This window comes from Nocardioides sp., from assembly GCF_051876515.1.
Classification (GTDB): domain Bacteria; phylum Actinomycetota; class Actinomycetes; order Propionibacteriales; family Nocardioidaceae; genus Nocardioides.
The window spans coordinates 1,424-14,852 of record NZ_JBJEHY010000072.1; the positions used below are offsets into that span (position 1 = coordinate 1,424).

Consider the following 13,429-nt stretch of genomic DNA (forward strand, 5'->3'; position numbering starts at 1 on the left):
CGCCCGCTCCGCGCAGATGCCCCCAGCCCCCTCGGGGCTGGGGGCATCCGTGCGTCCGACCAAGAACTGGAATCGCCTCATACCGACGGTACGGTTCGACTACCCTTCGCGGCGGGAGGGGGTGATCGGGCATCCCTGGAGAGATCCGTACGAGGGAAAGCTTCAGCATGTCCGAGAACACCACCACGCCCGCGCCTTCCCGGCGCAGCGTCGTCCGCACCGCCGCCTGGGCCGTACCGGCCGTCAGCCTGGTCACCGCCGCCCCCGCGTTCGCCGCCACCGGCGACCCAGTCCAGCGTGGCACGCTCGACGTCGTCTACCACACGGGAACGCGCGTCGCCTGGGCCACCGGCACCGCCAGCGTCGTCGTGCAGCAGCTCGACGTCCGCAACCTGGGCCCCGAGCCCATCCCGGCGGGAGCGCTCACCATCGTCGTCGACATGCCCGAGGAGTGGGGCAACTCCGTGTCCTGGGTCTCCGGCACGGGCAACTACGAGGGCAACCTGGACACCACCCGCTGGAACATGCCGACGTTCGGCAGCAACACGGTCACCTTCACCTCGAAGCCTGGGGCGAACGCGATGGCAGCCGGCGAGAAGATCGAGTTCCTCACCCTGGCCGGTGGAAGCAACTGGGCGTGGACGACCACCACGCGTGGGCGCGGAAACACCATCAAGATCTCTGCCTTCGCGGGCGGCAGTGACTCCAACGGCGCCTTCTACTTCGCCCCTGACGAGTTGGGCGCCGCCGTCACGAACGTCGTCGGCCTCGGCGTGTGGACCGCCGGCACCCCCTGAGCCACCAGTCTGGAGCGCCCGGTCGACAGCTGTCGGCCGGGCGCTCGCCTTTCCGCTCGACGACTGGTCCAGACCGTGCGGGTTCCTGCCGGCGAAGATCCGGAAACCTTCCATACCGTCGGTACGCCTTGGCTAGTCTGCGCCGTGGGGAAGGGTGATCGGGCACCCGAGGTATCTACTTCAAGGGGAATCATGTCCGATCTGCACCGTCGCGCGCCCTCACGGCGCACCGTCGTCCGCACCGCCGCCTGGGCCGTGCCGGCCGTCAGCATCGTCACCGCGGCGCCCGCGTTCGCGGCCTCCGGCGACCCGTGGACGATCACGAGCAACTCGTGGGAAGGTGGGCCGGGAGGCCTCCGCTTCGAGGCGTCCACGTACTACATGAACTTCACCATCGCCGTGCCCGCGGGCGTCACCCTCAGCGGGCTCACCGCGACCCTGCAGTTCGGCACCAACGAGTTCGACAACCAGATCCGCGCCGGTCAGGCCGGAAACACGAAGGGCTGGACCACGAGCCGAGAAGACAGCGTCGGCGCCCACTCGGGACGGTTCATCTTCTCCCACGGAGACGTCACCGGGGCGACGACCGTCCAGCTCAGCTTCGTGCTCAACTCGCTCATCTTCATCACCGGCACCGGCACGATCGGCACCCTGACCTTCACCGCCGTCGGCCAGCCGACGAAGGTGTACCAGGTGCTCAAGAACAACGTGGACGGCTCGATCGTCTCGCCGGCCGTCTGAGCCGACCCCGGTGGTTGAGCGTCACCGGTGGTTGAGCCTGTCGAGACCGAGTGGCCTCGACAGGCTCGACCAGCGACGGGTCAGCTGACCGGCGGCGCCGGCGGGTCCAGCACCTCGGTGAGGCGGCCCGGGTAGTCACTGATGACCAGGTCCGCCCCGGCCGCGACCGCGCGCCGGTGGTCGCCGATCGTGGTCGAGGTCCACAGGCTCGTACGCAGGCCGTGGGCGCGGTAGCGGTCCACGTCGGCGCGGGTCGAGAGGTACAGGTTGGCGTGGACGCCCTCGGCCCACGTCTTCCACGCGAGCAGGGTGGCCTCGGACACGGCGGCGGTGGTCAGTGCGCCGACGGGCACCTCGGGGTGGGCCTCGGCGAAGGGCTGCAGGAAGGCGTGGTTGAACGACGAGACGGTCAGCATGCCGGCTCCTGCCAGGGCGCCGAGCTTCCCGGTGGCCAGCTGCTCGTCCAGCACCGCCCGCATGGCCGACACCTGCTCGGGCGTCCCGGTGTTGTTGGGGTGGAACTTGACCTCCAGGACCAGCTGCGCGCGGCCGTCGATCTCGTCGATGACCTCGTCGAGCGTGGGGATCTGCTGGCCGGCGAACGCGGCGCCGAACCACGAGCCCGCGTCGAGCTGCTTGACCTCGTCCAGCGTGAAGCTGCCGACGGGGTTGTTCTCGCGCCCCGGGAACACGGTCGCGACGTTGGTCGTGCGCTTGAACGTGGCGTCGTGCACGATGATCGGCTTGCCGTCGGAGGTCAGCTGGACGTCGACCTCCATGCCCGGCGCGCCGGCGTCGATCGCGGCGTTGACCGCGGCGAGCGTCTGCTCGGGGGCCAGCCCGGCGCCGGCGCGGTGGGCGATCTCGGTGGGCGTACGGCTCAGGGTGGTCCGGCCTGCCGTCGTCTGCGTCGCGGGGATGCCGTTGAGCGCCTGCGCGGTGGTCCGGTACCAGGCGGGGTAGTACAGGGCGGGGACGCTCAGCACGGCCGCACCCGTGGCGCCGGTCGTGCCGGTCGCCACGGTGGTCCAGGCGCCGTCGAGGTACCGCTCCACGGTGACGGTACGGCCGGCGCGCGCCGGGGTGGTGGTGACCGTGTACGACTGGTCGGCGTCCGCGTCGGTGGTGTCAGCGACACCGGTCAGCCGCTGCTGGACGACGGGGAGCCGCAGCTGCCCCGCGGCGTACTGCTTCTTCCCGACGACGGCGCGGGTGCGGTAGACGACGGCACCCTTGGCCGTGGTGGGGACGGTGCTGGTGAACGTCACCTTCTTGGCGACCTTCACCTTGGACAGGGTCTTCCAGACGCCCGCGGTCCGGCGCTGCAGCACGAGGCTCGCCTTGCGCTTCTTCGCGGCGCTCAGCGAGACGTACGCCCGCGACGTCGGCGGCTTCGCCGTGAACGTCACCCGCTCGCCGGGCACCGCCTGGGCGACCTTGGCGGTGAGCAGCGCGCCCGCGCGCGCAGCGGTCCCAGGGGCCGCCTGCGACGGCGCTAGGAACGCTGCCGGGGCGATCAGGCCGATGGCGAGGGCTGCCGCGAGAGTGGGGCGACGGGACACGAGTACCTCCTGAGCTCGGCCCAGGTCCCTCCTCGGCCTCGGGCGATTGTGCCACCCGGGTGACCTGCGCCACAGCAGTTCCTGTGAGCCGAGCATTCCGACCAAAAGCCCACGGACGGCGCCACGCGCCCCTACCATCTGCGGCGGAGAGCATCGGGGCCCTCCTCACTGTCCCTGCGCCCAGGAGGACCCCCGTGGCCGTCCCCGCCCCACGCCCGCTCTCGCGACGAAGCGTCGCCCGTACGGCCGCCTGGGCCGCCCCTGCAGTCACGGTCGTGGCGGCAGCCCCCGCGTACGCCGCGACCGGCGACGTGGCCGAGCTGCACGTCTTCGACGCCTACGGGTTCTGGGAGCAGCCCACGCTGCTGCGTTTCTCGGTCGCCCTCGAGAACACCGGCACCGGACCCACCGGCCCGGTCACGGTCACGATCTCCAACGCCGAGCCTGCCCACCCGGGCAACTACCAGCTCGTGACGAACGTGGTCCCCAGCGAGGCGACGTTCACGGTCGCGACCACCTCCCCGAGCACGCTGGTCGTCACCGTGCCCGGAGGAGTTCCGACGCAGGAGATGTACGACATCAGCTTCACCACCAGCGTCACCGACCCGATGCCCGCGTCCGGCACGAACACCGGCCACCTGAGCTCGTTCTCGCTGAGCGCGTCCGCCCCGGACGGCAACGGTGGCACCACCCAGGAGGCCGGCTCGTTCACTCTGCTGAGCGGCCCGCCCATCGTCGGCTGAGGGGCCCGCCAGGACGCAGTCGTCCGCCCGGCGGAATCGTCGGTTCTCCAGCGCCCGCCGCCCCCTTTCCTTAGGATTTTCTCCGGAGGCAGCGGCCTCCGTACCCCGAGCCGAGGATGCACCGTGACCGCACCGTCCCCCCGCCCGCTGTCGCGTCGCAGCCTCGCCCGTACGGCCGTCTGGGCCGCTCCGGCGGTCACGGTCGTGGCGGCTGCACCCGCGTACGCCGCCTCCGGCGACAAGGCCGTGCTGCAGGTCGTGAGCGCGTCGGGGTACTGGCTGCCCGGCGCCACCGCGACGTCAGGCACGTTCCGGTTCTCGCTCTCCCTGCGCAACGCGGGCACGCTGGCGGCGGCGGGCGGCATCGTGTTCGTCCGCCCCTCACCGACCGGCGCCGCCCTCACCCTGTCGGCGCCGCCTCCCACCGCGCCCCCGACGGCCTCGTTCCTCGTCATGGTCACGACCGCGGAGATCCACGTGCTGTTCGCGACCCTGCCGGCCAACGGCGTCGTCGACGTCGTCGACCACGAGGTGACGGTCACCGACGGGATGGTCGGCACGGCCCCGGAGATCGGCGACCCGATCGTCTTCACGATCGCGGCCGACACCGCTGACGGCGCGGGTGGGAGGACGACCGCCAGCAGCTCGTTCACCCTGCAGAGCGGTCCCCCGACGACCTGAGCGAGGGGCTCCCTCAGGCGAGGAAGCCGGCGACCCGCTCGTGGTAGCCGGCCGGCTCCAGCAGGAACGAGTCGTGCCCGTACGTCGAGTGCAGCTCGGCGAAGTCGACGTCGACACCCAGCGCTGCGAGCTGCTCCACCATGCGGCGTGACTGGGCAGTGTCGAAGCGCCAGTCGCTGTCGAACGAGGTGACCTGGAACCGGGTGCTGCTCGAGCCCAGGGCCTCGGCCGTACCGGGGTCGCCGAACGGGTCGAAGTAGTCGAGCAGGCGCGTGAGGTACAGGTAGCTGAGCGCGTCGAAGCGGTCCAGGAAGGTCATCCCCTGGTGCTGCAGGTAGTGCTCGACCTCGAAGTCGGGGCCCATCTCCCAGGCGTCCCCCGTGGAGCGGCGGCGCCGGCCGAACTTCTCGTCCAACGTGGTGTCGGAGACGTAGGTGATGTGGGCCATCATCCGGGCGACCTTCTGCCCGCGCCACGGGAAGACGCCGTGCTCGACGTACCGTCCGCCGACGAAGTCGGGGTCGGACATGATCGCCTCACGCGCCACGGTGGAGAATGCGATGTTCTCGGCCGTCAGGCGGGAGGACGCCGCCACCAGGACGGCCCGGTCCATGACCTGCGGCTCGTCGATGGCCCACTGCAGGATCTGCATCCCGCCGAGCGAGCCGCCGACCCCGGCGTACAGCCGCTCGATCCCGAGGTGGGCCAGCAGCCGACGGTGCACGGCGACGAGGTCGGTCATGTGCAGGAGCGGGAAGTCCAGGCAGTACGGCTTGCCCGTCGCCGGGTCCACCGACAGCGGTCCCGTGGTGCCCGAGCAGCCGCCCAGGATGTTGGGCGAGATGACGAAGAAGCGGTCGGTGTCGACCGGCTTGCCCGGCCCGATCATGTTGTCCCACCATCCGCGCTTCTTCTCGCCGATGTGCAGCCCGGCCGCGTGCGCGTTGCCGGTGAGCGCGTGGGTCACGAAGACCGCGTTGTCGCGGGCGGTGTTGAGCTCGCCGTACGTCTCGTACGCGACCTCCACGTGCTCGAGGCGCCCACCGCTGCGGGTGAGGAGCGGGTCCTGCGGGGTCGCGACCACCGCCCGCCGCGTCTCCACGTATCCCAGCGATCCGGTCACGGGCGTGATTCTGCCGCACCCGTGCTCCGATGGGTGACCCGTCCCACCCGCGGCGTTCGCCTCCGCGTGTGTCGCCGGGCACCGCTCCGGGTGTCTCTCCGGGGTGTCCCCAAATTGGGTCACCTGACCCAACTTGGGGACACCCGGAGAGGTACGGCCCAACTTGGGGACTGTGGGAGAGGTTTCCAGCCCCTCGCACCCTCTCCGAGTGACCCCAACCGGCGCTGGGCGCCCAGTGACCCCAAACTGGGTCACCTGACCCAAGTTGGGGTCACTGGGAGACCCCACCAAAGCACCGCGCCCGCCCACCAGAAGGCGGACGGGCGCGGCGGAGCCAGCGAGAGGCGGCGGGGCGTACGGGATCAGCGGGCGGCGTCGAGCGCCTTCGTGAGGTCGGCGATGAGGTCGTCGACGTTCTCGATGCCGATGGAGAGACGCACCATGTCCTCGGGCACGCCGGCGGCCTCGAGCTCCGAGGGCGTCAGCTGGCTGTGCGTGGTGGTGGCGTTGTGGATCGCCAGCGACTTGGCGTCACCGATGTTGGCCAGGTGGCTGAACAGCTCGAGGGCCTCGATGAACTTCGTGCCGCCCTCGCGGCCGGACTTCACGCCGAACGACACGAGGCCGCCGTACCCCTTGCCGGTGAAGGTGCGGTCGGCGACGGCCTTGTAGGGGCTGTCGGGCAGACCCGGGTACGACACCCACGAGACGTTGTCGTGTCCCTGCAGGAACTCGGCGACCTTGAGGGCGTTGGCGCTGTGGCGCTCCATGCGCAGGTGCAGCGTCTCGAGGCCCTGGAGGAACAGCCAGTTGTTGAACGGCGTGGACGCGGCGCCGGTGTTGCGCAGCAGGACCGTGCGGGCGCGGATGATGTACGCCAGGTTGCCGACGGCCTCGGTCCACACGACACCGTGGTACGCGGCGTCGGGGCCGGTCAGGCCCGGGAAGCGCTCGGCGTGGGCGGCCCAGTCGAAGTTGCCGGAGTCGACGATGACGCCGCCGATGGAGGTGCCGTGGCCGCCGATGTACTTGGTGGCCGAGTGCACCGACACGTCGGCGCCGTGGTCGAACACGCGCGCGAGGTACGGCGTCGCGGCGGTGTTGTCGACGATGAGCGGCAGGCCCTGCGCGTGGGCGGCGTCGGCCCAGGCGCGGATGTCGACGACGTTGATCTTGGGGTTGCCGATGGTCTCGGCGAAGACGAGCTTGGTCTTCTCGTCGACGGCGGCAGCCAACTCCTCGGGCTTCTCGGGGTCGACGAAGCGGACCTCGATGCCGAACTGCGGGAGGGTGTGCGCGAACAGCGCGTAGGTGCCGCCGTAGAGGGTGGAGAGCGCGACGATGTTGTCGCCCGAGTACGTCAGGTTGAGCACCGCGTAGGTGATCGCGGCGGAGCCGGACGAGACGGCCAGCGCGCCCACGCCGCCCTCGAGCGCGGCGACGCGCGTCTCGAACACGTCCTGCGTCGGGTTCATGATGCGCGTGTAGATGTTGCCCGGCTCGGCCAGTGCGAACAGGTTCGCGGCGTGCTCGGTGTCGTTGAAGACGTACGACGTGGTCTGGTAAATCGGCACGGCCCGGGAGTTCGTGGTCGGGTCGGCCTGCTCCTGCCCGGCGTGGACGGCCAGGGTCTCGGGGCTGAAGGTCATCGGTGCTCCTTGTCTCGCGACGCTGCGACACGTCGGACTTAAATATGAGTGGAAGAGTAGGGATTGGGGCTGGTCGTGGCGACCGGCTCTCCACTCCCTGGGACGACCCGACGGACGGCCCCGAGTGCGGCAGTCGGATAGCAGTGAGGCCCCTCGCGGGGAGGGGCCTCACGCGGTGGAACGGTCAGACCGCGACCTGGACCTCCGCGACCGAACCGACGGCGGCCACCACGCGGGTGTCGACGGGCTCGGCCTTGGGGGCCAGCGTGCGCAGGGTCCACTCGCCGTTGCCGGCGAAGAAGCGGAAGTGGCCGCTCGCCGAGGTCGGGACCTCGGCGGTGAACTCGCCGGAGCGGTCGAGCAGGCGCACGTACGCGTTGGGGACGGGCTCCTCGCCGCGCAGGACCTGGCCCTGGATCACGGCCTCCTTGGCGACGTTGACGCCGTCGAGCGACAGGCCACCCTCAGTCGCGCCGCACATCAGGCGACACCCGGCTCGTCGCCCAGGACGACCGGCACGCCGACGAGCGAGCCGTACTCGGTCCAGGAACCGTCGTAGTTCTTGACGTTCTTCTTGCCCAGCAGCTCCTGCAGGACGAACCAGGTCAGCGAGGAGCGCTCACCGATGCGGCACAGCGCGATGGTGTCCTTGGTCTCGTCGAAGCCGACCTCGTCGTACAGCTCGGTCAACTGCGCGTCGGACTTGAAGGTGCCGTCGTCGTTGCAGTTCTTGCTCCACGGCACGTTGACCGAGGTGGGGATGTGGCCGGCGCGCTGCGACTGCTCCTGCGGCAGGTGGGCCGGGGCGAGGAGGCGGCCGGCGAACTCGTCGGGGCTGCGCACGTCGACCAGGTTCTGCACGCCGATGGCCTCGACGACCTCGTCACGGAACGCGCGGATGGAGCGGTCCTGCTCCTGCGCGACGTAGGTGGTCTCGACGCGGGTGGGGACCTCGTTGGTCAGCTCCCGGGCGTCGAGCTCCCACTTCTTGCGGCCGCCGTCCATCAGCTTGACGTCCTTGTGGCCGTACAGGGTGAAGTACCAGTAGGCGTACGCGGCGAACCAGTTGTTGTTGCCGCCGTACAGCACGACGGTGTCGTCGTTGCTGACGCCACGGGCGGAGAGCAGCTTCTCGAAGCCCTCCTTGTTGACGAAGTCGCGACGGACCTGGTCCTGCAGGTCGGTCGTCCAGTCGAGCTTGATGGCGCCGGGGATGTGGCCCTTGTCGTACGAGGTGGTGTCCTCGTCGACCTCGATCAGGACCACGCCGTCGGTGTCGAGGTTGTCCTCGACCCACTGGACGCTGACGAGTGCGGACTCGCGGCTCATGTGTTTCTCCTTGTGTGTGACGCCTCGGCGTCGGTTTCTGTGTGACACCGGCGGCGTCGCCGGGTGGGGTGGTGGAGCTCGCTGATCAGGCGGTGAGCCGCTTGGCCAGCAGGTAGATCTCGCAGCCCAGGCAGAACCTGAAGACCGCGTTGAGCAGGGCGGCGACCAGGGCGAGGCCGGTCGCGACCTGGCCGAGCAGGGTGAGCCCGGTCAGGAAGCCGACGAGGCCGACCACGGCGAACCCCAGTCCGACCGTCTGCGCGAAGCGCGGCGGGGCCGCGTCCTCGAGCTCGGTCGGCGGGGCCAGCCGTGGTCGGACCAACGCACGGAAGATGACGCTGTACGGGGTGGCCTGCGCGCCGAGAGCAGCACCGAGGGCGAACACGACCGCCTGGGCGGCGAACAGCGCGACCCCGACGGGGCCGGGGGCGAGCAGCAGCACGACGGCCAGCACGACGCTGGTGAGCGCAGCGGCGAACTGGGGCCCGCGGGGGTCGATCTGGTCGCGGGCGGAGTCGTGGACGGGCGGGGTGGCAGCCCGGGTGGTCGTTGAGGTCATGTCTCGTCCTGGTGGAGGGGTCCGGCGGGCACGGCGCAAGGGCACGTGCGGGGCACGGTCAACACCCGAACTTTAGTCGAGTTAACGACTAGACAAAAGGGGTGTTGACGTCAGGACATTCGACACAGGGCGGAGCGCACGCGGCAGTGATCCACTGCGCGGCGCTTCGTCAGCATGGTCGAGGACATGGGTACGACTGTAGGCGGGCGTGGCACTGCCAACCTAATCGGCGTCTCGCATCCTGGAACGGGTATCCACCATGTGGGATCAGTCCCCGGGCCTGGTTTCGACAGGATCAGCGGAGGGCGGCTCAACCAGCGGAGGGCACCTGGGCCAGCGCTGCCAGCACCTGGTCGCGCTTGGGCGCGCCCGAGGCGCGGGTGACCTCACGTCCGGCGGCGTCAAGCACGATCGTGGTCGGTGTACGCAGGATCCCGAGAGCGCGGGTGGCGTCCAGGTGCTCCTCGGCGTCGACCTCGACGTGGGCCACGCCGTCGACCAGTCCCACGACCTCGGCCAGCGTCAACCGGGTGACGCGGCACGGGGCGCAGAAGGCGCTCGAGAACTGCAGCAGCGTGGCCCGCTCCCCCAGCTCGGCACCAACGGCGTGGACGACCTCGGCGGCCGGGCGTACCTCCGGCTGCTCCTGCCCCGAGACCTCGGCGGCCTCCGCGACGGGCTCGGCCCGGGGCGTCGTACGGCCCCGCGTGCCGAAGCGGCCGTCGGTGAGCGCACGGTACGAACCGAACGCCAGCGCGGCCACGACCGCGACGACAAGGATCCACGCACCAGTGCTCACGCGCGCCTCAACGCCCGGCCGGACCGGAATGTTCCGTGCCGGCGCGATCGCACGCGCTCATCCGCCCGCGAACGGCGGCAGGAACTCCACCGTCTGCCCGGGACGCACCCGTACGGCGCCGGGGTCGCGCGAGGAGACCGGCTGGTCGTCGAGGAGGACCGAGCAGACCGCGATCACGTCGGCCACCTTCTGCCCGGGGTGCGCGGCCACGACGCGCTCCACCAGCCCGCTGAGCGACACCTCCCCGTCGAGGTCGAACACCTCGCCCGACACACCTGTCGCAGCCTTGGCCGCGGCCCAGTAGTGCACCGTGATGCCAGTCTCAATCCCCACAGCCGCTCCAGTCGCCGATGTGTTCCCGGTTATTCTTCACCATCACCACGGCCTGTCAGGCCGCGGGTGACCCGGGCCCGCCCGGTGGAAGGAGGCGACACGTGGGAGCTCTGCTGCTGCTCACCAACGCCCTCCAGCCCTCGGCCGAGGTGATCCCCGGCCTGGCGCTCCTCGCGCACAGCGTCAAGATCCTGCCGGCCGAGGGGAGCGCCCTGCTCGAGGCGCCCGACGCCGACCTGCTGCTGGTCGACGGCCGCCAGGACCTCGCCGGGGCGCGCGACCTGTGCCGGCTCATCCGTACGACCGGCACCGAGGTCCCGGTCGTCCTGATCGTCACCGAGGGCGGCCTGGCCGTCGTCTCCCACGACTGGGGCATGGACGACGTGGTGCTGCACACCTGCGGCCCCGCCGAGCTCGACGCCCGGATCCGGCTCGCCATCGGCCGCCTCACCGCGCAGCGCGACGCCGACGACCCCGAGTCCCACGTCATCCGCACCGGCGAGGTCGTCGTCGACGACGCCACGTACACCGCCAAGATCGGCGGCCGCTCGCTCGACCTGACGTACAAGGAGTTCGAGCTCCTCAAGTTCCTGGCCCAGCACCCGGGCCGCGTGTTCAGCCGCCAGCAGCTCCTGCAGGAGGTGTGGGGGTACGACTACTTCGGCGGCACCCGCACGGTCGACGTGCACGTACGCCGGCTGCGCGCCAAGCTCGGCCCCGAGAACGAGCACCACATCGGCACGGTCCGCAACGTCGGTTACCGGTTCGTCCTGCCCCACAAGAAGTCGGCCGACGCGCCCGAGACCGACGACGTCGAGCAGAACGCGTGACCATGACCCCCGACGAGCTCACCCGGCTGGAGCAGCTGGTCGGCGAGGCGGGCGCGTACGACGGGTCGGACGCCCTCGACGAGGCGACCACCATGGCGGTGCGCGACGGCCTCGCGCACCCGCACCTCACCGACGACGGCCTCAGCCTGTGGAACGGCGGGGACCTCACCCTGCTGGTCCGCCCCTCCGCGCGCGGGCGCGGGCAGGGCCGAGCACTGCTGGCCGACGCCCTCACCCGGGCCCCGCAGGGCAGGCTCACGGCCTGGTCCCACGGCAACCACCCGGCCGCCGCCGCGCTGGCCGCCAGCCACGGCTGGCAACGCGTGCGTGACCTGTGGGTGATGCGCCGCCCGGCGGCGCTCCCGCTTCCCCCGCGCGGTCGTACGGCCGGGGTCACCGTCCGCGGCTACCGCGACGACGACGCGGCCGAGGTCGTACGCGTCAACGCCGCCGCCTTCGCCCACCACCCCGAGCAGGGGGCGATGGACCTGGACAACCTGCACCGCCGGATGGCTGAGGAGTGGTTCGACCCCGCCGGCCTGCTCGTCGCCGAGTCCGACGCCGGAGGGCTGCTCGGCTTTCACTGGACCAAGGTGCACCCCCTCGCCGAGGGCCAGGACGTGCCGCTGGGCGAGGTGTACGTGGTCGGCGTGGACCCCGCCGCCCAGGGGCGCGGGCTGGGCCGGGTGCTCACCCTCGCGGGGCTGCACCACCTGCACGAGCGTGGCGTGATCGAGGTGCTGCTCTACGTCGAGTCCGACAACGCGCCCGCGGTGGCGACCTACACCGGTCTCGGCTTCACGCACGCCGACGCCGACACGCACGTCATGTACGCCCGGGCGTAGACGGACAGGACCACTGGGGTTCCGCGGCCCTCCGGGGCGCAGGACGGCCCGTTTGTCCTGTCCGGCTACGAGCCGCCGGATCAGCGCAGCTTGGGCCGCACGTGCAGCCCGACCTCCGGGTCGACCACGACCTCCTGGGCGGCCGCGACGCCGTCCACCATCAGCTCCGCGTCAAGCGGCACGTTGCGCTTGAGCAGTGCCAGGGCGATCGGCCCGAGCTCGTGGTGGCGCGCCGAGGAGCCGACGAAGCCGATCTCCTTGTCGCCCAGCAGCACCGGAGAACCCACGACGGGCAGCCGGTTCTCCGAACCGTCGAGGTGCAGCAGGGTCAGGCGTCGGGGCGGCCGACCCAGCGTGTGCACGCGGGCCACGGTCTCCTGGCCGCGGTAGCAGCCCTTGTCGAGGTGAACGGCCGCACCGATCCAGCCGACCTCGTTGGGGATGGTGCGGTGGTCGGTGTCGACGCCGAAGCGCGGCTCGCCGCGCCCGACCCGCAGCGCCTCGTACGCCCACATGCCCGCCGCCGGCCCCAGCGCGGAGGGGCAGTCGGCCAGCTTGGCGCGGTCGACGTACGAGAACCCGCCGCCGTGCTCGGTCTCCGGACGCCACACCACCGCGAGGTCGTCGACCAGGGACACCTCGACCCGCATCATGAAGCGCATCCGGTCGAGGAACTCGACCAGCGCGGCCCCGGCGCCGGGCTCGGTGTGGGCGGTGAACGCCTCGCCGTCGTCGACCCCGGTGAACTCGTGCTCGACGTGGCCCTGCGGGCTCAGCACCAGCCCCTGGGTCCACACGCCAGGCGCGAGACCCTCGAAGTACTGGGTGGTCAGGCTGTGCAGCCAGGTGAGCCGGTCGGGGCCGGCGATGCGTACGACGTCGCGGTGGGACAGGTCGACGAAGCCGTCGCCGCCCTCCAGCGTGCGCTGCTCGGTGTTGAACGAGCCGTAGTGGGCGGCCACGGGTGCGTCGACGCCGTCGCCGGCGACCGCGCCGGGCAGGTCGAGCAGGACGCTCCTCATCAGGGGGACTCCTCAGACGTTGCGGCAGCTTCCGCCGGGGCCGCGTCGCGGCAGCCGGCGCAGGTCCCGAAGACGGCCAGGTGGCCGACGTCCGGGGTGAACCCGTGCTCGTCGGACAGCGCGGCCACCAGCGGGGCGGCCAGCGCGGGGTCGACGGAGGTGACCCCGCGGCAGGTGCGGCAGACCAGGTGGAAGTGCTCGTGGTCGGACGCCGAGTGGTACGTCGGCGCCCGGTCGGACAGGTGGGTGTGGCGCACCAGACCGAGGTCCTCCAGGACCTCGAACATCGCCTCCTCGTCGCTCACGAGGTCCGGCGCCGCCGACGTGGCTCGCGCGCCCGCACCCGCAGCACGAGCACCATCCAGACCGCCAGCACGAGGGCCGCTCCGCACCACCCGGCGACCGCCAGCCAGCTC

The 13,429-nt window shown here is 71.2% G+C and carries 16 protein-coding genes; 6 read left to right on the top strand and 10 right to left on the bottom strand.

Features of this window, described 5'->3' with window-relative positions:
- Nucleotides 1-167 precede the first annotated feature (167 nt).
- Nucleotides 168-797, top strand: coding sequence for a hypothetical protein (locus ACI379_RS04595; RefSeq protein WP_439790889.1), 630 nt, complete (start codon nt 168-170; stop codon nt 795-797).
- Nucleotides 798-989: 192 nt separating this feature from the next.
- Nucleotides 990-1,538 (top strand): hypothetical protein, encoded by a 549-nt coding sequence (locus ACI379_RS04600; protein ID WP_439790890.1) that lies wholly within the window; start codon nt 990-992, stop codon nt 1,536-1,538.
- 80 nt (nt 1,539-1,618) lie between these two features.
- Here the strand turns inward: ACI379_RS04600 and ACI379_RS04605 are convergent, their stop codons facing one another.
- Nucleotides 1,619-3,100, bottom strand: a complete 1,482-nt coding sequence (locus ACI379_RS04605) for a glycerophosphodiester phosphodiesterase (protein WP_439790891.1) — start codon at nt 3,098-3,100, stop codon at nt 1,619-1,621.
- A 194-nt stretch (nt 3,101-3,294) separates the two neighbouring features.
- On the opposite strand from ACI379_RS04605, the gene ACI379_RS04610 reads away from it, so the two are divergent.
- Nucleotides 3,295-3,843, top strand: coding sequence for a hypothetical protein (locus ACI379_RS04610; RefSeq protein WP_439790892.1), 549 nt, complete (start codon nt 3,295-3,297; stop codon nt 3,841-3,843).
- 123 nt (nt 3,844-3,966) lie between these two features.
- Nucleotides 3,967-4,524 (top strand): hypothetical protein, encoded by a 558-nt coding sequence (locus ACI379_RS04615; protein ID WP_439790893.1) that lies wholly within the window; start codon nt 3,967-3,969, stop codon nt 4,522-4,524.
- A gap of 13 nt (nt 4,525-4,537) precedes the next feature.
- On the opposite strand, the gene metX is transcribed toward ACI379_RS04615, so the two are convergent.
- The 7 genes from metX to ACI379_RS04650 all read right to left on the bottom strand — a co-directional run bounded on the left by metX (nt 4,538) and on the right by ACI379_RS04650 (nt 10,316).
- Nucleotides 4,538-5,647 (bottom strand): homoserine O-acetyltransferase MetX, encoded by a 1,110-nt coding sequence (gene metX / locus ACI379_RS04620; protein WP_439790894.1) that lies wholly within the window; start codon nt 5,645-5,647, stop codon nt 4,538-4,540.
- Between the two features lie 362 nt (nt 5,648-6,009).
- The gene (locus tag ACI379_RS04625; protein WP_439790895.1) at nt 6,010-7,296 is read right to left on the bottom strand and encodes an O-acetylhomoserine aminocarboxypropyltransferase/cysteine synthase family protein; all 1,287 of its coding nucleotides are present in this window, start codon (nt 7,294-7,296) and stop codon (nt 6,010-6,012) included.
- 184 nt (nt 7,297-7,480) lie between these two features.
- Nucleotides 7,481-7,777 (bottom strand): DUF1416 domain-containing protein, encoded by a 297-nt coding sequence (locus tag ACI379_RS04630; RefSeq protein WP_439790896.1) that lies wholly within the window; start codon nt 7,775-7,777, stop codon nt 7,481-7,483.
- Nucleotides 7,777-8,625, bottom strand: a complete 849-nt coding sequence (locus ACI379_RS04635; RefSeq protein WP_439790897.1) for a sulfurtransferase — start codon at nt 8,623-8,625, stop codon at nt 7,777-7,779. The genes ACI379_RS04630 and ACI379_RS04635 overlap by 1 nt, the downstream gene beginning before the upstream one ends.
- 85 nt (nt 8,626-8,710) lie before the next feature.
- Nucleotides 8,711-9,184 (bottom strand): DUF4395 domain-containing protein, encoded by a 474-nt coding sequence (locus ACI379_RS04640; protein ID WP_439790898.1) that lies wholly within the window; start codon nt 9,182-9,184, stop codon nt 8,711-8,713.
- Between the two features lie 310 nt (nt 9,185-9,494).
- Entirely contained in the window at nt 9,495-9,983 is a 489-nt protein-coding gene (locus tag ACI379_RS04645; RefSeq protein WP_439790899.1) for a TlpA family protein disulfide reductase, read from the bottom strand.
- Nucleotides 9,984-10,040: 57 nt separating this feature from the next.
- On the bottom strand, nt 10,041-10,316 hold the full coding sequence (locus ACI379_RS04650) for a MoaD/ThiS family protein (protein WP_439790900.1): 276 nt from the start codon (nt 10,314-10,316) through the stop codon (nt 10,041-10,043).
- Between the two features lie 101 nt (nt 10,317-10,417).
- Here ACI379_RS04650 and ACI379_RS04655 point away from each other — a divergent pair, with 101 nt between their 5' ends.
- Nucleotides 10,418-11,146 carry a winged helix-turn-helix transcriptional regulator gene (locus ACI379_RS04655; RefSeq protein ID WP_439790901.1) on the top strand — a complete coding sequence of 243 codons (729 nt, stop codon included), beginning with the start codon at nt 10,418-10,420 and terminating at the stop codon, nt 11,144-11,146.
- A gap of 2 nt (nt 11,147-11,148) precedes the next feature.
- Nucleotides 11,149-11,991 (top strand): mycothiol synthase, encoded by an 843-nt coding sequence (gene mshD / locus ACI379_RS04660; RefSeq protein WP_439790904.1) that lies wholly within the window; start codon nt 11,149-11,151, stop codon nt 11,989-11,991.
- A gap of 80 nt (nt 11,992-12,071) precedes the next feature.
- On the opposite strand, the gene ygfZ is transcribed toward mshD, so the two are convergent.
- Together ygfZ and ACI379_RS04670 are read right to left on the bottom strand one after the other, a co-directional pair.
- Nucleotides 12,072-13,013 (bottom strand): CAF17-like 4Fe-4S cluster assembly/insertion protein YgfZ, encoded by a 942-nt coding sequence (ygfZ, locus tag ACI379_RS04665; RefSeq protein WP_439790902.1) that lies wholly within the window; start codon nt 13,011-13,013, stop codon nt 12,072-12,074.
- The gene (locus tag ACI379_RS04670) at nt 13,013-13,318 is read right to left on the bottom strand and encodes a transcriptional repressor (protein WP_439790903.1); all 306 of its coding nucleotides are present in this window, start codon (nt 13,316-13,318) and stop codon (nt 13,013-13,015) included. Before ACI379_RS04670 ends, ygfZ begins: the two co-directional genes overlap by 1 nt.
- Nucleotides 13,319-13,429: the final 111 nt, after the last annotated feature.